Source organism: Mesorhizobium sp. M0816, from assembly GCF_040320005.1.
In the GTDB taxonomy this organism is placed as follows: domain Bacteria; phylum Pseudomonadota; class Alphaproteobacteria; order Rhizobiales; family Rhizobiaceae; genus Mesorhizobium.
Map to the genome: position 1 here is coordinate 240,129 of NZ_JAMYOT010000009.1, position 20,930 is coordinate 261,058.

Annotated in this window: 16 protein-coding genes; 4 read left to right on the forward strand and 12 right to left on the reverse strand. The window is 64.7% G+C overall.

Features of this window, described 5'->3' with window-relative positions; genetic code table 11:
• Positions 1-33 precede the first annotated feature (33 nt).
• A complete protein-coding gene (locus NKI17_RS16770) occupies positions 34-1,821 on the forward strand; it encodes an NAD(P)-binding domain-containing protein (RefSeq protein ID WP_352692096.1) in 1,788 nt (595 codons plus the stop codon).
• Positions 1,822-1,967: 146 nt separating this feature from the next.
• On the opposite strand, the gene NKI17_RS16775 is transcribed toward NKI17_RS16770, so the two are convergent.
• The 3 genes from NKI17_RS16775 to NKI17_RS16785 all read right to left on the reverse strand — a co-directional run bounded on the left by NKI17_RS16775 (position 1,968) and on the right by NKI17_RS16785 (position 4,372).
• Complete coding sequence (locus tag NKI17_RS16775) at positions 1,968-3,197, reverse strand: amidohydrolase/deacetylase family metallohydrolase (protein WP_352906361.1); 1,230 nt, start codon at positions 3,195-3,197, stop codon at positions 1,968-1,970.
• Positions 3,198-3,219: 22 nt separating this feature from the next.
• Positions 3,220-3,585: a RidA family protein gene (locus tag NKI17_RS16780; protein ID WP_023675940.1), complete on the reverse strand. Its 366-nt coding sequence runs from the start codon at positions 3,583-3,585 to the stop codon at positions 3,220-3,222.
• 358 nt (positions 3,586-3,943) lie between these two features.
• On the reverse strand, positions 3,944-4,372 hold the full coding sequence (locus tag NKI17_RS16785; RefSeq protein ID WP_023675939.1) for an Lrp/AsnC family transcriptional regulator: 429 nt from the start codon (positions 4,370-4,372) through the stop codon (positions 3,944-3,946).
• Positions 4,373-4,495: 123 nt separating this feature from the next.
• Here NKI17_RS16785 and NKI17_RS16790 point away from each other — a divergent pair, with 123 nt between their 5' ends.
• The gene (locus tag NKI17_RS16790) at positions 4,496-5,599 is read left to right on the forward strand and encodes a saccharopine dehydrogenase family protein (protein WP_023675938.1); all 1,104 of its coding nucleotides are present in this window, start codon (positions 4,496-4,498) and stop codon (positions 5,597-5,599) included.
• 168 nt (positions 5,600-5,767) lie between these two features.
• On the opposite strand, the gene lpdA is transcribed toward NKI17_RS16790, so the two are convergent.
• The 4 genes from lpdA to NKI17_RS16810 all read right to left on the reverse strand — a co-directional run bounded on the left by lpdA (position 5,768) and on the right by NKI17_RS16810 (position 11,079).
• The gene (gene lpdA, locus NKI17_RS16795; protein ID WP_023675937.1) at positions 5,768-7,162 is read right to left on the reverse strand and encodes a dihydrolipoyl dehydrogenase; all 1,395 of its coding nucleotides are present in this window, start codon (positions 7,160-7,162) and stop codon (positions 5,768-5,770) included.
• 246 nt (positions 7,163-7,408) lie between these two features.
• Positions 7,409-8,821: a dihydrolipoamide acetyltransferase family protein gene (locus tag NKI17_RS16800; RefSeq protein WP_352906362.1), complete on the reverse strand. Its 1,413-nt coding sequence runs from the start codon at positions 8,819-8,821 to the stop codon at positions 7,409-7,411.
• 9 nt (positions 8,822-8,830) lie between these two features.
• Positions 8,831-9,844, reverse strand: a complete 1,014-nt coding sequence (locus NKI17_RS16805; protein ID WP_352784330.1) for an alpha-ketoacid dehydrogenase subunit beta — start codon at positions 9,842-9,844, stop codon at positions 8,831-8,833.
• 2 nt (positions 9,845-9,846) lie between these two features.
• On the reverse strand, positions 9,847-11,079 hold the full coding sequence (locus tag NKI17_RS16810) for a 3-methyl-2-oxobutanoate dehydrogenase (2-methylpropanoyl-transferring) subunit alpha (RefSeq protein ID WP_352906364.1): 1,233 nt from the start codon (positions 11,077-11,079) through the stop codon (positions 9,847-9,849).
• Positions 11,080-11,509: 430 nt separating this feature from the next.
• On the opposite strand from NKI17_RS16810, the gene holA reads away from it, so the two are divergent.
• Positions 11,510-12,556: a DNA polymerase III subunit delta gene (gene holA / locus NKI17_RS16815; RefSeq protein WP_352906365.1), complete on the forward strand. Its 1,047-nt coding sequence runs from the start codon at positions 11,510-11,512 to the stop codon at positions 12,554-12,556.
• A 228-nt stretch (positions 12,557-12,784) separates the two neighbouring features.
• Here the strand turns inward: holA and NKI17_RS16820 are convergent, their stop codons facing one another.
• From NKI17_RS16820 to mnmE, 5 genes are all read right to left on the reverse strand, one after another.
• The gene (locus NKI17_RS16820) at positions 12,785-13,666 is read right to left on the reverse strand and encodes a ParB/RepB/Spo0J family partition protein (protein WP_352906367.1); all 882 of its coding nucleotides are present in this window, start codon (positions 13,664-13,666) and stop codon (positions 12,785-12,787) included.
• Positions 13,667-13,716: 50 nt separating this feature from the next.
• Positions 13,717-14,517 (reverse strand): ParA family protein, encoded by an 801-nt coding sequence (locus NKI17_RS16825; protein WP_084642633.1) that lies wholly within the window; start codon positions 14,515-14,517, stop codon positions 13,717-13,719.
• A gap of 33 nt (positions 14,518-14,550) precedes the next feature.
• A complete protein-coding gene (rsmG, locus tag NKI17_RS16830; RefSeq protein WP_352570098.1) occupies positions 14,551-15,192 on the reverse strand; it encodes a 16S rRNA (guanine(527)-N(7))-methyltransferase RsmG in 642 nt (213 codons plus the stop codon).
• Positions 15,189-17,078 (reverse strand): tRNA uridine-5-carboxymethylaminomethyl(34) synthesis enzyme MnmG, encoded by a 1,890-nt coding sequence (gene mnmG / locus NKI17_RS16835; RefSeq protein ID WP_352906368.1) that lies wholly within the window; start codon positions 17,076-17,078, stop codon positions 15,189-15,191. The genes rsmG and mnmG overlap by 4 nt, the downstream gene beginning before the upstream one ends.
• Before the next feature lie 262 nt (positions 17,079-17,340).
• Positions 17,341-18,669 carry a tRNA uridine-5-carboxymethylaminomethyl(34) synthesis GTPase MnmE gene (gene mnmE / locus NKI17_RS16840; protein WP_352575442.1) on the reverse strand — a complete coding sequence of 443 codons (1,329 nt, stop codon included), beginning with the start codon at positions 18,667-18,669 and terminating at the stop codon, positions 17,341-17,343.
• Positions 18,670-18,728: 59 nt separating this feature from the next.
• Between mnmE and NKI17_RS16845 the strand changes: the two genes are divergently transcribed.
• Entirely contained in the window at positions 18,729-20,747 is a 2,019-nt protein-coding gene (locus tag NKI17_RS16845) for a thioredoxin domain-containing protein (RefSeq protein WP_352755884.1), read from the forward strand.
• The last annotated feature ends 183 nt before the right edge of the window (positions 20,748-20,930 follow it).

A 20,930-nucleotide genomic window follows, 5' to 3' on the forward strand; every position in this document is an offset into this window, starting at 1 on the left:
AGCGCAAAGGTCACTGGAAGTTAGGGAAGACAGATGCTCGACATCGCACCGACGAAACAGGCAGCCACCTGGCTCGATTCCTTTGCCCGGGCGCTCGAGGCCGGCGACGTCGAGGCGGCAACCAATTTGTTCGTCGAGGACTGCTACTGGCGCGATCTCTTGACCTTCACCTGGAACATCAAGACGATGGAGGGCCGCGCCGCGATCTGCGACATGCTGGCGGCGACGCTGGCAACGACAAAGCCTGCCCGGTGGCAGCTCAGCGGCGAAGCGACTTCGGACGAGGGCGCGATCGAGGCCTGGTTTTCTTTCGAGACGTCATCGGCGTGGGGGCAAGGCGTCATGCGCCTCAGGGACGGCAAGTGCCGGACGCTGTTTACGGCGATGAGCGATCTCAAGGGGTTGGAGGAGCGCAAGGGCCCGGCGCGGCCTCTGGGCGTCCGCCACAAGGCAGACCCGGAACGCGAGACCTGGCTGGAGGCGAGGCGCCGCGAGGCGCGTGACCTCGGCGTTAGCCAACAGCCCTACTGCCTGGTCATCGGCGGCGGCCAGGGCGGCATCGTGCTGGGGGCGCGGCTCAGGCAATTGGGCGTGCCGGCCATCGTCATCGAGAAGAACACTCAGGCCGGCGATTCCTGGCGCAATCGCTACCGCTCGCTCGTGCTGCACGACCCGGTCTGGTACGACCATCTGCCCTACATCCCGTTTCCCGAGAACTGGCCGGTGTTCACGCCCAAGGACAAGATGGGCGACTGGCTGGAAATGTATACGCGCGTCATGGAGCTCAATTACTGGACCTCCACGACATGCGTCAGCGCGTCCTACGACGACGCCGAAAAAATCTGGACGGTCGAGCTCGACCGCGCCGGCGAGCACATCACGCTGAAGCCCAGGCACATCGTCTTTGCAACCGGTGCTTATGGCCCGCCCAGGCGCATCGACCTGCCGGGTGCCGATGTCTTCAACGGCGAGATCCTGCATTCCAGCCAGTATTCCAGCGGCGAGAAATTCCGCGGCAAAAAGGTCGCCGTCATCGGCGCGGCAAGTTCCGGCCATGACGTCAGCGTCGACCTCTGGGAGAGCGGCGCCGAGGTGACCATGGTCCAGCGCTCGCCGACGACGGTGGTCAAGTCGGACACGCTGATGGAGATCGGTTTCGAGATCTTTTCGGAAAAGGCGCTGGCCCGCGGCATCACCACCGAGAAGGCCGACATGATCGTCGCCTCGACGCCGTTCGCGCTGCTGCCGCAAGGCCAGCGGGCGCTTTACGACATCATCAAGGCGCGCGACGCGGCCTTCTACGATCGCTTGCGCGGCGCCGGCTTCGCCATCGATTTCGGCGACGACGAGACCGGGCTCCTGATGAAGGCCTACCGCACCGGCTCGGGCTTCTACATCGATGTCGGCGCCTGCGACCTGATCATCGACGGCGAGATCGGCATCCGCAGCGGCGTCGGGATCAAGTCGCTGACGCAGACAGGCATCCTCTTCGACGACGGCACCGAACTGGCGGCCGACGCAATCATCGCCTGCACCGGCTATCTCTCGATGAACGAAACCGTGGCGGCGATCGTCTCGCGCGAAGTCGCCGACAAGGTCGGCCCGTGCTGGGGGATTGGCTCGGGCGTGAAAGGCGACCCGGGTCCGTGGCAAGGCGAATTGCGCAACATGTGGAAGCCGACGGCACAGGAAGCGCTGTGGTTCCACGGCGGCAATCTGGCGCTGTCGCGCTTCTATTCGAAGTACGTCGCGCTGCAGATCAAGGCGCGCATGGAAGGCATTGCGACGCCGGTCTATGGAGCGCCGGGGGTGAAGCTGTGATCTCCCCCCTTGAGGGGGAGATGGCCGGCAGGCCAGAGGGGGTCGCCGCACGTCGAGCGCCAACCTCCATCCGTTGCAGGAAGACGAGCCCGGTCGAACCGACCCCCTCTGTCGCCTTCGGCGACATCTCCCCTCAAGGGGGGAGATCACCCACGCCCGAAATGCCGGCTCACCATGTCGACATGCGTGTCGTGCGCATGCGCTTCGAAGCGTTCGGTCTCGCCGAGATCGTCCACCGCCTCGTTCGGCCACCAGCTGCCGCCGACCACGATTCCGTCCGAGACCAGCCTTTGCTCGGCGACCAGCGAGGCGCCGACCGAATCGACAAAGGTGAAGCGGCCCGGACGCAGCCGCAACACCGCGATGTCGCCGACCGCACCCACCGCAAGCCTGCCGAGATCGGGCCTGGCGATCGCTTCGGCAGGGCGCTGCGTGGCGGCGCGCAGCACCTCGACCAGCGGCATGCCGAGCGCCAGCAGCTTCGACATGCAGACCAGGATGTCGAAGGCCGGCCCGTCGACGCAGTAGAGATGCACGTCGCTGCTGATCACGTCCGGCGCCAGCCCCTCGCTGAGCATCGCTTTCGCCACTTCGAAATCGAACGAGCCCATGCCGTGGCCGATGTCGAAGATGACGCCGCGCTCGCGCGCCAGCCGCATATCTGGCCGCACCGCCCCCGAGGCGAAGACCGGCGCGTTGGGAAACGGCCGGAAGCAGTGGGTGAGGATGTCGCCCTTGCGCAGCCGCGGCAGCACTTCCGAGCGGCCCGGCGGCGGCTCGTCTATGTGCGCCATCAGCGGCAGGCCGGCTTTGTCGGCGGCTTCGAGCGCGAGATCGACCGGCGCGATGCCGCTGGTGCCGCCGGCATGGCGACCCGAGCGGACCTTGACGCCGACAACCACGTCCGCGTGCTCGCGAGCCGCCGCTACCGTCTCGCGCGGTTCGCAGAGCCGGAGATCGCTACACTCGCCGACCGCCACGGTCTGCGAGAAGCCGAATATGCCGGCAAAGGAAATGTTGACATAGGCCAGGATGCGGACTTTCGAGCGCTCGATGACGTGGCGGCGAAAGCCGAGGAAATTGCCGGCGCCGGCACTTCCGGCATCGATGAAGGTGGTGGTGCCGCTCTTTGCGGCGAGCCGGTCGGCATCGACGCCGAGCGACGTGCCGCCCCAATAGACATGGCTGTGCAGGTCGATCAGGCCCGGCGCGACGATGGAGCCCGTGGCATCGATGACGCGGGCGGCACGTTCGAAGGGGATTTCGGTGTCGATCGCGGCGATACGGCCGTCGGCAATCGCCAGATCGCTCTGCGCGTCGAGGCCGGACGCCGGATCGATGAGGCGGCCGCCTTTTATCAGGAGATCGAATTGCATCGCGCCTGTCTCCACTTTCCCGTCAGGCCGGCCTGTAGGCAACGGCCTCGACCTCGATCTTGATGTCGATCATCAGCCGCGACTCCACTGTCGTGCGCGCCGGCGGGTCTTTCGGGAAATGCCTGGCATAGACGGTGTTGAAAATGCCGAAATCGCGGGCGTCTTCGAGCCAGACCGTCGTCTTGACTACGTCGTCGAGGGTACAGCCGGCCAGCGCCAGTGCCGCCTTGACGTTCGACAGCACCTGCTCGGTCTGTTCGGCGATGCCGCCCTTGACCACCAGCCCGTCTGTGCCGACCGGCACCTGGCCTGAGACATAGACGAAATCGCCGGCCCTGACCGCCGGCGACAACGGCACATGGGATTTTCCAAAACACTGCTTGGGCAAGGAGGCCTCCTGTCTAGGTTCTTTGGGTGAACGCGCGGTGCTGCGAGAGATAGGGGGCGGCTGCACGCCATCGATCCACATTTTGAAAGCCTATATCGCTTTGCTGCGGTAACGCCACAACGATCACCGCCCTTGGTGATCCTTCGCGACCCCCTCTGTCCTGCCCTCTTTGCGATCACTTGGCATCTCCCCCTCTAGTGGGGAGATCGGCAGCTTCGCCGATAGCATCCATTCAGCCACCTTGGAAATTGGCGAAAGCCGCGGTGACATCCAATCTCCCCCTGGAGGGGGAGATGCCCGGCAGGGCAGAGAGGGGGGCGCTGTCCCGACAGCGTCTGGACCCGCGACACCAGCCGGCTCAGCGGTCGATCCGCGTCGACAGGATGATCGACGACGACGTGCGCTCGACTCCGTCCATGGCGCCGATCTGGTCGAGAAGCGTGTCGAGATCCCTGATCGACGGCGCCTCGACGATGACGATCATATCGAAATTGCCGCTGACCGAGTGCAGCGTGCGAACCGGTGCCAGCGCCTGCAGGCTGCGCACCACCTTGTCGGCAAGCTTGGGGGTGACGGTGAGCAGGACATGCGCCCTGACCAGCCCCTGCTCGTAATCCGGCAACAGCCTGACCCCGTAGCCGGCGATGATGCCGCGCTGTTCCAGCCGCTCGATCCGGCTTTGCACCGTTGTTCGTGAGACGCCGAGCCGCCGCGCCAGTTCGGCGGTCGAGGCGCGCGCATTGGTGCGCAGCAGGGAAAGCAGAGCCTGGTCGGCATCGCTGAGCATTTCGACGAACCTTACCGGCACATTGCCCAAAGAGAGGCTGCGTTTCGTACAATCTCACGCTTCCTTTCGACAGGCAAGCTGCGATTCTAACCGTGAATTTAGCATTGGTGCGAGGGACCGGTCATGAAGGAAATCATCGTCGTCGGCGCCGGCAAGATCGGCTCGACCATTGCCGAGATGCTGGCTTCCACGGGCGACTACCATGTCACGCTCATCGACCGCTCGGCGGCGCAGCTCGGCGCGGCCGAACTGTCTGAAACGGTCGAGACGCTGGAACTCGATATCGAAGCCGCCGGCACGCTCGAAGCCGCCTTGGCCGGCAAGTTCGCGGTGCTCAGCGCCGCGCCCTTCCATCTGACCACGCGCATCGCCGAGGCGGCGGCCAGTGCCGGCGTGCATTATCTCGATCTGACCGAGGACGTCGTCAGCACCAGGCGCGTCAAGGAACTGGCGCGTTCCGGCAACAGCGCCTTCATTCCGCAATGCGGGCTGGCGCCGGGCTTCATCTCGATCGTTGCCAACGATCTCGCCAGCCGCTTCGACACGCTGGAAAGCGTGCGCATGCGGGTCGGCGCGCTGCCGCAATACCCGTCGAATGCGCTGAACTACAATCTGACCTGGAGCACCGACGGCGTCATCAACGAATATTGCGAGCCGTGCGAGGCGATCGTCGAAGGCGAGCTTGTCGAAGTGCCGCCGCTGGAGGAGCGTGAAGAATTCTCGCTCGACGGCGTCACCTACGAGGCGTTCAACACCTCGGGCGGGCTGGGCACGCTGGCCGAAACGCTGAAAGGCAGAGTGCGGACGCTGAACTACCGCACCATCCGCTATCCCGGCCATGCCGCGATCATGAAGGCGCTGCTCAACGACCTCGGCCTGCGCCACCGCCGCGACGTGCTGAAGGACATTTTCGAAAGCGCCCTGCCGGCGACGCTGCAGGACGTGGTCATCGTCTTCGTCACCGTCAGCGGCCGCAAGAACGGCCGCCTGCTGCAAGAGACCTACGCCAACAAGATCTACGCCAAGCGCGTCGGCGAAACGGTGCGCAGCGCCATCCAGATCACCACCGCCTCCGCCATCTGCGCGGTGCTCGACATGCTGGCCGACGGCAGCTTGCCGGCCAGGGGCTTCATCAAGCAGGAGGACATCGCCCTCGACGCCTTCCTAGCCAACCGCTTCGGCCGCGCCTATGCGCAGCACGAAATGGTTAGCCGGCTTGCAGGGTGAGCTGCGTAATCTCCCCCCTCGAGGGGGAGATGTCGCCGAAGGCGACAGAGGGGGTCGCCTCGCGTAGAGCGCCAACCTCCATCTGTCGCAAGGGAGGTCGCATCCAGTCGAACCGACCCCCTCTGGCCTGCCGGCCATCTCCCCCTCAAGGGGGGAGAGCGCGAGCCCTCAGACATGCACCGCCCGCCCCAGCGCCTTCAGCGCCGCTTCCGGAAAACCCTCGCCCTGTGTCGGATGGGCATGGATCGTCCCGGCGATATCCTCCAGCGTCGCACCCATCTCCAGCGCCAGCCCAAACGCAGTGGACAGCTCCGACACGCCCTGGCCGACGGCTTGAATGCCAAGCACCAGATGGTTGTCCGCCCGCGCCACTACCCGGACGAATCCGTCCTCGCCCAACTTCGTCATCGCCCGGCCATTGGCGATGAAGGGAAACAGTCCGACCTTGATCTCGCCACGGGTCTTGGCCTCCTCCGGCGACAGGCCTGCGGTGACCAGCTCCGGATCGGTGAAACAGACAGCCGGGATCGCTCGTCTGTCCCAGCTGCGCTTGTGGCCGGCGACGATCTCGGCGACCATTTCGCCTTGCGCCATGGCCCGGTGCGCCAGCATCGGCTCGCCGGTGACGTCGCCAATGGCAAAGATACCACGCATCGAGCTGCGGCACTGGTCGTCGATGCGGATGAAGGATCCGGCCATGTCGAGGTCGATCTGCTCCAACCCCCAGCCTTCGGTCACCGGCTTGCGACCGACCGTGACCAGCACCATGTCGCCGGCAATCTTGCCGTTCTTGCCGCCATTCGTCTCGACCAGCAGCGCGTCGCGCTTAGTGGACAGCCCCTTGGCCTTGGCGTTCACGAGCACCTCGATGCCGAGTTCGGCCAGCCGCTTCACCACCGGCCGGGTCAGTTCCGCATCATATTGCGCCAGCACGCGCGGCAACGCCTCGACTACGGTCACCTTGGCGCCCAGCTTGGCAAAGGCGATGCCGAGTTCCAGCCCGATATAGCCGCCGCCGACCACCGCCAGCCTCTCCGGAACTTCGCTCAGCGCCAGCGCCTCGGTCGACGAAATGACCGGCCCGCCGAACGGCAGCGATGGCAGATCTACCGGCGCCGAGCCGGTCGCTATCACCACAGTTTCGGCTCGGATCACCTGCATGCCGATCTCGGTCTCGACGGCAACGGTCTTGCCGTCGCGAAATGTCGCCCAGCCATGCACCGTCTTCACGCCAGCTTTCTTCAGCAGGCCGGCGACGCCGTTGTTCAGCCGGCTAACGATGCCGTCTTTCCAGGCAATGGTCGCCGCGAGATCAAGCGACGGTGCCGCGACCGTTATGCCGAGTGGACTTTTGCCGCCGGCCATGTGCGAGAGCTTTTCGAACTCTTCGGCTGCATGGATCAGCGCCTTTGACGGGATGCAGCCGACATTGAGGCAAGTGCCGCCCGGTTTGCCTGCCTCGACGATCACTGTGTCGATGCCAAGCTGCCCGGCGCGGATGGCACAGACATAGCCGCCCGGACCGGCGCCGATGACCAGCAGCTTGCAGGAGATTTCCTTCATCATTGCACCTTAGTTCGACGAGCCGGCGGGGCAGCACCCCCCTCTGTCCTGCCGGACATCTCCCCCTCAAGGGGGGAGATTGGCAGCTTTCGCGTTCGGCTTAGTCCTGCAAAGCTGGAGATTGGCGAAAGGCGGGATGACGGCCGATCTCCCCCCTTGAGGGGGAGATGCCCGGTAGGGCAGAGGGGGGCGCGAAGGATCGCTACTGCTCTCATCTCGCGCCCCTGCGATCCTCTGTTCATCTCATCAATCCACAAAAATCAGCGCCGGCGTTTCCAGCAGCGTCTTTATCCGCTGGATGAACACCGCCGCGTCCCAGCCGTCGATGACGCGGTGGTCGAAGCTGGAGGACAGGTTCATCATCTTGCGCGGGATGAACTGGGTACCGTCCCATACCGGCCGCACCATCATCTTGTTGACGCCGACGATCGCCACTTCCGGATGATTGATCACCGGCGTCGTCGCCACGCCGCCCATGGCGCCCAGCGAAGTGATGGTGATGGTCGATCCCGAGAGTTCGTCGCGCGTCGCCGTGCCGGATTTTGCTGCCTCGGCCAGCCTGACAACCTCGGCTGCACAGTCCCAGATGTCGCGCGCCTCGGCGTGCTTGACCACGGGCACCATCAGCCCGGAAGCCGTCTGCGCGGCGATGCCGATGTGGACGCCGCCATGCTGGTGGACGATGCCGGCTTCGTCGTCGAACAGTGCGTTGACATTGGGCTGGTCGGCGATTGCCTTGACCATCGCCCGCATCAAGAACGGCAGCAGCGTCAGCTTCGGCCTGTCCGCGCCCGGCCGCTTCTCCTTGTTGAGCGCGGCGCGCAAATCCTCGAGCGCGGTGACGTCGATCTCCTCGACATAGGTGATATGCGGGATGCGCGACTTGGCCAGCGTCATCTTCTCGGCGATCTTTCGCCTGAGCCCGACTATCTTGATGTCCTCGACCGCCTCGTTGCGGGCGAGGCCAGGGGCCTTCGCGAGCTGCGGTCCGCGTGCCAGGAAGGCGTCGATGTCCTCGTGCCGGATGCGGCCGGCTGGGCCGGTTCCCGGGACCTGCCGAAGGTCGATGCCGGCCTCTTTCGCCCTGAGGCGGACGGCCGGCGAGGCCAGTGGCTTTTCTCCCTCGGGGCGCAGCGCACCGACCGGCGCTATACCCCCGAAAGCCGGCGCAGTACCCCCACCCCTAACCCCTCCCCACAAGGGGGAGGGGGAGTCGCCACCCGCCGCACTTAGTCCCTTATGCGTTGGTGTTTTTCCAGATGATCGTGGAGCGGTCTCGGGTTCGGCCTTGGAGGTTGCGGCACGTCCCCCTCCCCCTTGTGGGGAGGGGTTAGGAGTGGGGGTACTGCGCCCGGTGGGGGTATTCTTGGCGCCCGCCTCAGTGGCCTGCGACGCAGCATCCCTGACATTACCCTCGCCCGCCACCTTCAACCTGACAATCGGCGAGCCGATCGCCACCGTGTCGCCGATCTCGGCGCCCAACCAGACGATCTCGCCATCGACGGGCGACGGAATTTCGACTGTCGCCTTGTCGGTCATGACAGCGGCAAGCACGGCGTCCTCGCGCACGAGATCGCCGACCTTGACCTGCCATTCGACGAGCTCGGCCTCGGCGACGCCTTCGCCGACATCGGGCAGCTTGATGACATATTCGCCCATCGTTCCCCCTCAGGCTTCCATCGTTTCGACCAGCGCGCGGCCTAGCCGGGCAGGACCAGGAAAATAGTCCCACTCCTGCGCATGCGGATAGGGCGTGTCCCAGCCGGTGACCCGCGCCACCGGCGCTTCCAGATGGTAGAAGCAGTTCTCCTGAACCAGCGCCGAAAGTTCGGCACCGAACCCTGATGTCAGCGTCGCCTCGTGCACGACCACGCAGCGCCCGGTCTTGTTGACCGAGGCGACGATCGTCTCGAGGTCGAGCGGCAGCAGTGTCCTCAGATCGATGATCTCGGCATCGATGCCGGTCTCCTCGGCCGCCGCCTGGGCGACATAGACCATCGTGCCGTAGGCAAGCACGGTGACCGCCGCACCCGGCCGTCGGATCACCGCCTTGCCGAGCGGCACCGTGTAATGGCCGTCGGCAACCTCGCCGAGCTCATGTTTCGACCATGGCGTTACCGGCCGCTCGTGATGACCGTCGAAGGGGCCGTTATAAAGCCGCTTCGGCTCCAGGAAGATCACCGGGTCGGGATCCTCGATCGCCGCGATGAGCAGGCCTTTGGCGTCATACGGGTTCGAGGGCACCACGACTTTCAAGCCGGAGACGTGGGTGAACAGCGCCTCCGGGCTCTGGCTGTGGGTCTGGCCGCCGAAAATGCCGCCGCCGGTCGGCATTCTCACGACGATCGGGCAGGTGAAATCGCCGTTCGACCGGTAACGCAGCCGCGCCGCTTCCGAGACGATCTGGTCATAGGCTGGATAAACATAGTCGGCAAACTGCACCTCGACGCAAGGCTTCAGCCCGTAGGCGGCCATGCCGATGGCCGCGCCGACAATGCCGGATTCGCTGATCGGCGCATCGAAGCAGCGGCTCTTTCCGTATTTCGCCTGCAGGCCTTGCGTGCAGCGGAAGACGCCGCCGAAGAAGCCGACATCCTCACCGAACACGATGACTTGGCTGTCGCGCGCCATCGACACGTCCATGGCGTCGCGGATTGCCTCGATCATGGTCCGTCGCGGCATGGTCAGACCCCTGCCTGTTGGCGCTGGCGCCTGAGATGCGGCGGCATCTCGGCATAGACGCCCTCGAACATGTCGCGCGCCGAGGGCTTGCCGCCGGCATGCAGCGTGCCATGGCGCTCGGCCTCCCGCTGCGCCGAAATCACCGTGTCGAGGATTTCGGCCTCGGCCTGGGCGTGGCGTTCGTCCGACCAGACGCCGCGCTGGATGAGGTGGTTCTTCAGCCTGACGATCGGGTCGCCGAGCGGCCAGGCATCGGACTCGGCCTTCGGCCGGTAGGCCGACGGGTCGTCGGAGCTCGAATGGGCGCCGACGCGGTAAGTGACGTATTCGACCAGCGTCGGCCCGAGATTGCTGCGCGCCCGTTCCGCCGCCCATTTGGCCACCGCATGGACGGCGAGATAGTCGTTGCCGTCGACGCGCAGTGACGGAATGCCGAAGCCGAGTCCACGGGCGGCAAAAGTACCGGAGCCGCCGCGGGCGATGCCCTGGAACGTCGAGATCGCCCACTGGTTGTTGACGACGTTGAGCACGACCGGCGCCTTGTAGGTCGAGGCGAACACCAGCGCCGAATGGAAGTCGGACTCGGCGGTCGAGCCGTCGCCGATCCACGCGGCGGCGATCTTTGAATCGTTGCTGATTGCCGAGGCCATCGCCCAGCCGACCGCCTGGATGTACTGCGTCGCCAGATTGCCGGAGATCGAGAAGAAGCCGTGCTCCTTCGATGAATACATGATCGGTAATTGCCGCCCTTTCAGCGGATCGGCCTCGTTCGAATAGATCTGGTTCATCATCGTGACCATCGGGTAGCCGTCGGCGATGAGCAGGCCGGCCTGCCGATAGGTCGGAAAATTCATGTCGCCGCGCGACAGCGCCTTGCGGAAGGCGCAGCTCACTGCCTCTTCGCCGAGATGCTGCATGTAGAAAGAGGTCTTGCCCTGGCGCTGCGCCATCTGCATGCGCGCATCGAAGCTGCGCAGCGCCATCATATGGCGCAGCCCCTCCAGCAACTCGTCGTCCGAAAGCAGTCCTGCCCACGGCCCGACCGCCTCACCGGCGCGGTTGAGCACGCGGATGATCGAGAAGGCCAGATCGCGGATGTCGCGCGGGTCGACGTCGATCTTCGGGCGCGGCACCGAGCCGGCCTTGGGGATGGTCACGTCTGAGAAATCCGGCGTCCCGCCCGGCCGCACTTCCGGTTCCGGAACATGGAAGCGCAGCATTCCGGCATCGGCCATGATCTCGGTCCTCCACTGTTGCCCGGGCGCGATAGTTGCACACCGCCAGACCAGTGCCAATTCGTCGGGCGAGGCTTCGCTGCCGCTGGCTGCTGCCCGCGGCAGACAGGATGGAGATATGTCGGCGAAATTTCTTGTCGATCTTCCGCGCCGGCGCGCAATTTGGGAGATGATTGCGCCGGGTTTCCCGCCAGATAAGGCAATGCGTCGGGTTGGTCGGCGCGAGCACCTCCTGCTCCCCTTGTGGGAGAAGGTGGCCGAGCGAAGCTCGGTCGGATGAGGGGTGTTCCAGCTTGGCATCGACAGCACTCCGGCCGGCACCCCTCAACCGTCTTGGAGCTACGCGCCAATTCACCTTCTCCCACAAGGGGGAGAAGGAAAGGAGGGCGGCGCCGTTCACCCCGCGCCCGCGTCATGCTAATCAGCGCCCATGGCACAAAAGAAAGCATACGAGGTCGATGCATGGCTCGCGAAGCCGGATCCGCGCGTCTCGATCGTGCTGCTTTACGGTCCCGATCGCGGGCTGGTTGCCGAGCGGGCAAAGGCCTTTGCCGGCAAGACCGGCCTGCCGCTTGACGATCCGTTCTCGGTCGTCAGGCTGGACGGTTCGGAGGTCGATCGCGACGAGGGCCGCCTGCTCGTCGAGGCCCGCACCGTGCCGATGTTTTCGGAGCGGCGCCTGCTATGGGTGCGCAATGCCGGCGCCCAGAAGGCGCTTGCCGACGACGTCAAGGCGCTGACGTCGGAGCCCGCGCGGGACGCCATCATCCTCATCGAGGCCGGCGACCTGAAGAAGGGCGTCGGCCTGCGCGCCGTGGTGGAGGCGGCGGACAATGCCATGGCGCTGCCTTGCTACGCCGATGAGGCCAGGGACATCGACACGGTCATCGACGACGAACTGCGCAAGGCCGGCATGTCGATGACACTGGAGGCGCGGCAGGCGCTGCGCCGCAATCTCGGCGGCGACCGGCTGGCCTCGCGGGGCGAAATCGAAAAGCTGGTGCTTTATGCGCATGGCCAGGCCGAAATCGGCCTCGACGACGTCAAGGCGACGTCTGGCGATGTCTCGGGCCTCTCCTTCGACGCGGCGGTCGACGCCCTGCTCGAAGGCAGGATCGCCGACTTCGACACCGCCTTTAACCGCCATTGCCAGTCAGGCGGCCAGCCTTTCCTGGTGCTTTCATCGGCGATGCGGCAGTTGCAGGCGATCCAGGCGATGCGCGGCCAGATGGACGCCGGCGGCCGCAATGCCGCTTCGGTCGTTGCCGCGGCGCGCCCGCCGGTTTTTTTCTCCCGGCGCAAGCTGGTCGAGAAAGCCCTCGAACGGTGGAGCAGCGAAGCGCTCGGCCGCGCCCTCAACCGCCTGCAGACGGCGGTCCTGCAGACACGCCGGCGGCCGGATCTGTCGGTCGCGCTGGCACGCCAGGCCCTGCTCGGCATTGCCGTGGAGAGCGCAAGGCTGGCGCAGCGCATCTGATCTCCCCCCTTGAGGGGGAGATGTCGCCAAAGGCGACAGAGGGGGTCACAGCGCGTAGAACACCAGCCCCTTCCGCGAAGACAGAGGACGTGGGCGCTTGAAATTTGACGACCCCTTCTGGCCTGCCGGCCATCTCCCCCTCAAGGGGGGAGATTAACTACTTCGACGATTTCGCCAATCACCGCGCGGCAGCAAAACGTTATTTGCCGGCTAATTTTAGCAACCTACCTACTCCCGCTTCAGCCTTCGGCAAAGCTCGTCGAGCTGCTCCAGCGTCCGGTAGGCGACGCTGATCACGCCGCCGCGCTGGTTGTGCTCGATCGTGACGATCATGCCGATCGTGCTGGTCATCAGCCGCTCCAGCGCCAGCGTGTCGGCATCCTTTTGCGGCGGGGGCGCGGGCTGGCGCTTTGCCGCCGGCGCGCCGACCGGCATCTGCGCCAAGGCTTCGGCCTGGCGCACCGAAAGCCCCTCGTCGATGATCCGCTTGGCAAGCCCGGCCGGGTCGTTGGCCGTCACCAGGGTGCGGGCGTGGCCGGCCGAAAGCGCGCCGTCGACCAGCATGTCGCGAATGACGTCGGGCAGCTTGAGCAGCCTCAGCGTGTTGGCGACATGGCTGCGGCTCTTGCCGATCACCTGGCCGAGATCGGCCTGGGTATAGCCGTGGTCGTCGATCAGCTGCTGATAGCCCAGCGCCTCCTCGACCGGGTTGAGGTCGGTGCGCTGGACGTTTTCGATGATCGCCAGTTCGAGCGCCGTGCGATCGTTGACGTCGCGTACGATGATCGGGATTTCGGTCAGCCCGGCGCGTTGCGCCGCGCGCCAACGACGCTCGCCTGCGATGATCTCGTAGCGGCCCGTTTGGGTTTTCGACGGCCGCGCCACCACCGGCTGCACCACGCCATGTTCGCGGATCGACTGGGCGAGGTCGGTCAGGTCGGCGTCGCCAAAATGCCGGCGCGGGTTTTTGGGATTGGGGCTGAGGAACTCGATCGGCACCTTGCCGTCGGCCGCCAGCCCGAGCTTTTCCGGAGCTGCCGGGCGATCGATTTCGCCGATCAGCGCCGCCAGTCCCCGTCCCAATCTTTTTCTCGAAGGGTCTTCGTTCATCGTCCGTCCAGATCGTTTCGGTATCGAATCGGGTTTATTGTTTACAACGGTTAAGCGGCACGCAATTTGCGCTCGCGGCGGATGACTTCCGAAGCAAGCTGCAGATAGGCCTGGCTGCCCGAACATTTCAGGTCGTAGAGAATCGCCGGTTTGCCGTAGGACGGCGCTTCGGAAACGCGGACATTGCGCGGGATGACGGTTTCATAGACCTTGTCGCCCATATGCGCCCGCACATCCTGCACCACCTGGTTGGCGAGATTGTTGCGCCCGTCGAACATGGTCAGCACGATGCCCTGGATCGTCAGGTCGGGGTTGATCGAGCGGCGCACCTGCTCGACCGTCTCCAAAAGCTGGCTCAGGCCCTCCAGCGCGAAAAACTCGCACTGCAGCGGCACCAGCACCGAATCGGCCGCAGCCATCGAATTCAGTGTCAGCAGGTTGAGCGACGGCGGGCAGTCGATCAGCACATAGCCGAAATTGGCCGAGCGCTCGGCCGAAGCCCGTAGAGCGTTGCGCAGCCGCAGCACCCGATCCGGCGCCGAGGCGATTTCCATCTCGATGCCGAGCAGGTCGAGCGTCGACGGTACGATCGACAGGCCAGGCACCGCCGTCGGGATCGCCGCCGCTTCGAGATCTAGCTCGCCGGTCAGCACATCATAGGACGAGACGGTGCGGTCGCGCCGGTCGATGCCAAGCCCGGTGCTGGCATTGCCCTGCGGGTCGAGATCGACGATCAGCACCTGTTCGCCTATGGCGGCGAGCGCCGTGGCCAGATTGATGGCGGTCGTCGTCTTGCCGACGCCGCCTTTCTGGTTGGCGACGGTGATGATTCGGGGGCCGTTCTTCATCATGGGTCTATGCCAGAAATTCATTTGGGTCGCCGGTCACAAGCCAGGGTGCTGTCGCAAGTCGGATACTTCGAGAATGACGCCCTGCGCGTCGGTTGCACTGGCATGTTCTACCAGATCGAAAGACCATCGTTGAGCGCTTTCTGCCACTTCGGCGCGGTAATCCCGGCCTTTGTGAAACAGGCCGCGCGACCCCTTGGTCAGCCACGGTGCCGCCAGGTCGAGCAAGTCGGGCAGCGAGGCGAGTGCCCTGGCTGTGACGATTTGCGGTGCAGGAACAAGAGGATAGCTGTCGTCGATGCGGCGCGCGATAACCTTGGCGGGCAGGCTGAACTGTCCGATGACCGCTTGCAGGAACGATGCTTTTTTCCGGTTGCTTTCAACCAGGTCGATACCGGCGCCGTCCCGCTCGGCAAGCAAAAAGGCCAGCACAAGGCCGGGAAACCCACCGCCGGAGCCGAGATCGACCCAGCGCTTCGCCTCTGGTTTGATTCGCGCCAGCTGCGCGCTGTCGAGGATGTGGCGGCGCCAGACATCGTCCTGCGTCGATTGCGCGGCCAGATTGATCCGGCGGTTCCATTTCTGGAAGACGGCCTCGAACTCAACCAGGCGATCGAATGTTTCACGTGAAACCGGGCCCGCTGCCGCCTGCAGGTTTGCCCAGGACGCAGCGCTCACGCGACCTGCTTTCGCGCGGCCGCCTCGGCATTGCGGACATGGGCGACAATAATCGCCAGCGCCGCCGGCGTCATGCCTTCCATGCGTTGCGCATCGGCAATCGAGCGCGGCTGGCGTGCCAGCATCTTCTGCTTCAACTCGTTCGACAGGCCGGGAACAGAAGCAAAGTCGAGCGACTCGGGAATAAGCCTGCTCTCCTCATGCCTGATCTGCGAAACATCGGCCTGCTGGCGGTCGAGATAGACAGAATATTTGGCTTCCGTTTCAAGACGTTCGGCCGTTTTGCTGTCGATCGCGGCGAAAGCCGGCTCGATCCGCGCCAGCCAAGCGATGTCGACGCCGGGATAGGCCAGCAACTCATAGGCCGAGCGACGGACGCCGTCCCGGTTGATTTCGAGCCCATGGCGCGCTGCCTCATTGGGGGTCATGGTGGTGCCGAGGGCGAGCTGTCGCGCCTTCTCAAGGTCTTGCATACCATTGTTGAACCGCTGCATCCGCTCCGGCGAGGCAATCTCCAGCCTTATCGCCAGTGGCGTCAGCCGCTCATCGGCGTTGTCGGCTCGCAGCGATAGCCGGAACTCGGCCCGCGAGGTGAACATGCGGTACGGCTCGGCGATGCCGCGGCTGGTCAAATCGTCGACCATCACGCCGATATAGGCTTCGGTGCGGCTCAGCACGATTTCCTCGTTCGCCGACGCCTTGCGCGCTGCATTCAAGCCGGCAAGCAGCCCTTGCGCGCCGGCTTCCTCGTAGCCGGTGGTGCCGTTGATCTGGCCGGCGAGGAAAAGGCCAGCGATCCGCGTGGTTTCCAGCGTTGGCTTGAGCTCGCGTGGATCGACATGGTCATACTCGATGGCATAGCCCGGCTGCAGCATGGTTGCCCGCTCCAGCCCCGGAATGGTCTTCAGGATGTCGAGTTGCACGTCCTCGGGCAGCGAGGTCGAAATGCCGTTCGGGTACACCGTGTCGTCGTCCAGCCCTTCCGGCTCCAGAAATATCTGGTGGCCTTCGCGGTCACCGAACTTGACGATCTTGTCTTCGATCGACGGGCAATAACGCGGCCCGACGCCTTCGATCGACCCCGAATACATGGCCGAGCGGCCGAGATTGGCGCGAATCAGCTCGTGCGTTGCATTGGTCGTTCGGGTAATGCCGCATTGGATCTGCGGATTTTCGATGCGATCGGTCAGCAGCGAGAACGGCACGGGGTCCTCGTCCGCCGCCTGGCTCTCCAGTGACGCCCAATCGATCGTCCTGCCGTCCAGCCGCGGCGGCGTGCCGGTCTTCAGCCGCCCGAGCCTGAAGCCGGCCCGGCTCATCGTCGCCGACAGGCTGATGCTCGCCTGCTCGTTCATGCGGCCGGCGACGATCTTTTTTTCGCCGATATGGATCAGCCCGCGCAAAAAAGTCCCGGTCGTCAGCACCACGGCGCCGCAGGCGAGCCGGCTTCCATCCGCCAATAGCACCGCCGCGATGCGTCCGTCGTCGATTTCCCCGTTGTTGATTTCGAAATCCAGCACCTCGCCTTCGATGACATCGAGGCCAGCCTGCTGGCGGATTGCCGCCTGCATGGCGACGCGATAGAGTTTTCGGTCGGCCTGCGTTCGCGGACCACGCACCGCTGGCCCCTTGCGGCGGTTGAGCAGGCGGAACTGGATGCCGGCGGCATCGGCGACGCGCCCCATCAGCCCGTCCATGGCGTCGATCTCGCGAACCAGATGGCCCTTGCCGAGGCCGCCGATCGCCGGATTGCAAGACATCACGCCGATCGTGTCGAAGCGCAGCGTCACCAGCGCCGTCCTGGCGCCAGCCCGCGCAGCGGCACTGGCTGCCTCGCAACCAGCATGACCGCCGCCCACCACAACCACATCATAGTGATTGGTCATTTCAGAATCCCGAATTCAAGTGGACCGACACATGTCCCTGGAGGCCCGCGCTGTCAAGAACGCAGGGCGCTTCAGACGCATGACTGCCCCCGACAATGCAGACAGAGATCGCCTGGCGCCGTTTTGTCTTCCCTTCTCCCCTTGTGGGAGAAGGGGAGACGCTGCGAGCAGGATCGTTTCACGTGAAACAGTCCCCCCTATTCCTGGGCCCGTGTTTCACGTGAATCACCGCCGGTGCTCCTTCCCCTATGTTTCACGTGAGTCATTTCCCAATACAAAACTGCGAAAAAATCACATCGAGCATGTCTTCGACATCGACCGACCCGACGATTCGTCCGAGCCGATCCGCCGCCAGGCGCAGCTCCTCGGCCTGCAGTTCCTGGCCGCGATCACCACTGGCCACTGCTGCGAGCAGGAAGCGTTTCGTCTCGTTGAGCAGCTCGACGTGCCGCAGCCGCGACGGCAGGATATCGCCGGCCTTGCCGATCTGGACTGCGGCACGACGCCCGATCTCGTCCAGCAGTTCGGCCAGACCCGTGCCGTCCCGCGTCGAGATAGCGAAATCATAGCGCACCGCGGGCGAGGGCGATTTGCCCCCCAACAGGTCAATTTTTGTTCCGACCCTCAGCGCCTGAATGTCGCTCGTCAGCACACCGATCGCGATTGGCTCCGCCAGATCCTCCAGCAGCAACAGCAGATCAGCGCTGTGCGCCTTGGTCCTGGCCTTCTCGATGCCGATCGCCTCTATCTTGCCGGGCGCCTCGCGCAGACCGGCGGTGTCGGTTACCCTGACCCGCACCCCTTCCAGGTCCAGTGCCACCTCGAGCAGGTCGCGGGTCGTGCCCGGCTCGTCGGTGACGATGGCCGCTTCGCGCCGCGCCAAGGCGTTGAACAGGCTGGACTTGCCGGCATTCGGCGCGCCGAGGATTACCACTTCGAACCCATCGCGAATGATTTCGGCAGCGCGGAAGCCGGCGACGTGGCGCTCTATTTCCCCGATCATCGCCCGGACATCGGACCAGACTGTATCGGCGACCGAGCCCGGCACGTCATCCTCGTCGGCAAAGTCGATCTCGGCCTCGATCATCGCGCGGGCGTGGATCAGCCGTCGGCGCCAGCCCAGATAGAGTTCGCTCTGCACGCCTTGGGCGTTGTGAACGGCAAAGCGCCGCTGCGCCTCGGTTTCGGCGTTGATGAGATCGGCCAGCGCCTCGGTTTCGACCAGATCGAGCTTGCCGTTGAGAAAGGCGCGGCGGGTGAATTCGCCAGGCTCGGCATGCCTGACGCCGTCGAAGGAGGCGATCGTTTCCAGCATCCTCGCCACAACGGCGCGCCCGCCATGCACATGGAACTCTGCAACGTCCTCGCCGGTAAAACTGTCGGGACCGGCAAAGAAGACGACCAGGCCGCTGTCCAGCACCGATCCGTCGGGCGCCCGGAACTTGCGATAGGTGGCAACGCGGTTTGACACCTTCGATCCCGCAATCGTTTCGACAGCGAATCGACTCTGCGGCCCGGAAATCCGGATCACTGCAATGCCGGCCGGCAGGCGCCCGCTCGACAGCGCCACGATGGAGTCTTTTGAAATCATTTGCCCGCTCTGCCGAAGCGCCCTAGCTATGCTTGTTCAATCCGCCATCGAGTAGCGCCGTGACATTGCCTGCACAAAACCTGCTTGCCGAAGAGGCCAGCCCCTATCTGCAGCAGCACAGCGGCAATCCGGTGCACTGGCGGCCATGGTCGCCCGCCGCTCTGGCCGAAGCAAAGGTGCTGCAGCGTCCGATCCTGCTCTCTGTCGGCTACGCCGCATGCCATTGGTGCCATGTCATGGCGCATGAGAGCTTCGAGAACGACGACGTCGCCGCCGTCATGAACCGTCTCTTCGTCAATATCAAGGTCGACCGCGAGGAGCGCCCCGACATCGACCAGATCTACATGGCGGCGCTGTCCTCGATGGGCGAGCAGGGCGGCTGGCCGCTGACCATGTTCCTGACGCCGGAGGGCAAGCCGTTCTGGGGCGGCACTTACTTTCCGCGCGAAGCCCGCTACGGCCGGCCGGGTTTCGTCCAGGTGCTGGAGGCGGTTGACAAGGCTTGGCGGGAGAAGAAAGAAAGCGTTAACCAGAGTGCCGACGGCCTGACCACGCATGTCGAGACGCGGCTGGCGGGCAGCCATGGCAAGGCCGTGCTCGACCGCGGCATGCTGGCGAACCTCGCCAATGGCATTGACGGCATGATCGACCGCGATTTGGGCGGCCTGCGCGGCGCGCCGAAATTCCCCAACGCGCCATTCATGCAGAGCCTCTGGCTGTCCTGGCTGCGCGACGGCACCGCATCCCACCGCGACGCTGTTCTCCTCAGCCTCGAAAAGATGCTGGCCGGCGGCATCTATGACCATATTGGCGGCGGACTCAGCCGCTACTCGACCGACGCCGAATGGCTGGTCCCGCATTTCGAAAAAATGCTCTACGACAATGCCCAGCTCATCCGCTTGTGCAATTGGGCCTATGCGTCAACCGGCAAGGAATTGTTCCGGCTGCGAATCGAAGAGACGATTGCCTGGCTGTTGCGCGAAATGCGAGTCGAGGGCGATGCCTTTGCCGCCAGCCTTGATGCCGATAGCGAGGGCGAGGAGGGGTTGTTCTACACCTGGAGCAGGGATGAGCTCGAAGCAGCCCTTGGCGACGATTCAGCATTGTTTTTCAAATACTTCACGCTTGCCGGTCCGCATGGTTGGGAAGGCAAGCCGATCATTTGCCAGACTGATGCTCAACTGGCGCAGAGCGTCGTCGATCGTGACCTTCTGGTTCCGCTCAAGCAAAGGCTGCTGGCAGCGAGGGAACAGCGCGTGCGGCCCGGGCGTGACGGCAAGGCGCTGACCGACTGGAACGGCTTCATGATCGCAGCCCTTGCCGAGGCCGGACGGTCGCTTGGCCGATCCGACTGGATCGAAGCGGCGGCAGCGGCCTTTGCCGCAATTGCGGCTGCCGGACGTGACGGCCGCCTGCCGCATTCGATGCTCGGCGCAAAGAAGCTGTTTCCGGCTCTGTCGAGCGACTATGCCGCCATGGCCAACGCCGCCATCTCACTGTTCGAGGCGACCGGCAATCCCGACTATATCGATCGCGCCGAGAACTTCATTGAGCAACTCGATCTTTGGCACCGGGACAGCGACAAGACCGGCTATTATCTGACCGCGTCCGACAGCGCGGATGTGCCGATCCGCATCCGCGGCGATGTCGACGAAGCCAATCCTTCCGCTACCGGCCAGATCATCGAAGCCCTGGTCCGATTGTCGTCGCTTTCGGGCGATCTCGATCTCTGGGAAACAGCCTGGACAGTCGCAGAGCACGCGGGCGGGCGGGCGGAGCACCAGGGCTATGGCCAGGCGGGTATAGTCAATGCCTGTGCCTTGGCGCTTGAACCGCTGAAGCTGGTGATCGTGGATAGACCGGAGAATCCAAGGCTTGTTCCGGTTGCGAATCGAAATCCAGACCCGCGCCGGGTGGACATCGTCGTGCCTGTTGGCTCGGCGACAAATCTGCCGGCCTTGCCAGGCGGCGTCCTGCCGCCAACGGCCGAGCCCGGCGCCTGGCTCTGCACGGGGCAGGTCTGCCTGCCGGTGGTGACTAGTGCCGAGGAGCTTGAGCGGCTGTTGCACCGGCAATGAGTCCAACGCGGCTCCCCCTTCTCCCCTTGTGGGAGAAGGTGGCCGAGCGAAGCTCGGTCGGATGAGGGGTGTTCCAGCTTGGCGCCGACGGAGTTCCGTCCGGCACCCCTCAACCGGCTTGGCGCTGCGCGCCAATCCACCTTCTCCCACAAGGGGAGAAGGGAAGGACGGCGCCGGCCAACC

Coding starts and splice junctions, on each gene's coding strand:
- NKI17_RS16770 (WP_352692096.1), top strand. CDS start 34: ATGCTCGACATCGCACCGACGAAACAGGCAGCCACCTGGCTCGATTCC.
- NKI17_RS16775 (WP_352906361.1), bottom strand. CDS start 3,197: ATGCAATTCGATCTCCTGATAAAAGGCGGCCGCCTCATCGATCCGGCG.
- NKI17_RS16785 (WP_023675939.1), bottom strand. CDS start 4,372: ATGCTCAGCGATGCCGACCAGGCTCTGCTTTCCCTGCTGCGCACCAAT.
- NKI17_RS16790 (WP_023675938.1), top strand. CDS start 4,496: ATGAAGGAAATCATCGTCGTCGGCGCCGGCAAGATCGGCTCGACCATT.
- lpdA (WP_023675937.1), bottom strand. CDS start 7,162: ATGAAGGAAATCTCCTGCAAGCTGCTGGTCATCGGCGCCGGTCCGGGC.
- NKI17_RS16800 (WP_352906362.1), bottom strand. CDS start 8,821: ATGGGCGAATATGTCATCAAGCTGCCCGATGTCGGCGAAGGCGTCGCC.
- NKI17_RS16805 (WP_352784330.1), bottom strand. CDS start 9,844: ATGCCGCGACGGACCATGATCGAGGCAATCCGCGACGCCATGGACGTG.
- NKI17_RS16810 (WP_352906364.1), bottom strand. CDS start 11,079: ATGGCCGATGCCGGAATGCTGCGCTTCCATGTTCCGGAACCGGAAGTG.
- holA (WP_352906365.1), top strand. CDS start 11,510: ATGGCACAAAAGAAAGCATACGAGGTCGATGCATGGCTCGCGAAGCCG.
- NKI17_RS16820 (WP_352906367.1), bottom strand. CDS start 13,666: ATGAACGAAGACCCTTCGAGAAAAAGATTGGGACGGGGACTGGCGGCG.
- NKI17_RS16825 (WP_084642633.1), bottom strand. CDS start 14,517: ATGATGAAGAACGGCCCCCGAATCATCACCGTCGCCAACCAGAAAGGC.
- mnmG (WP_352906368.1), bottom strand. CDS start 17,078: ATGACCAATCACTATGATGTGGTTGTGGTGGGCGGCGGTCATGCTGGT.
- mnmE (WP_352575442.1), bottom strand. CDS start 18,669: ATGATTTCAAAAGACTCCATCGTGGCGCTGTCGAGCGGGCGCCTGCCG.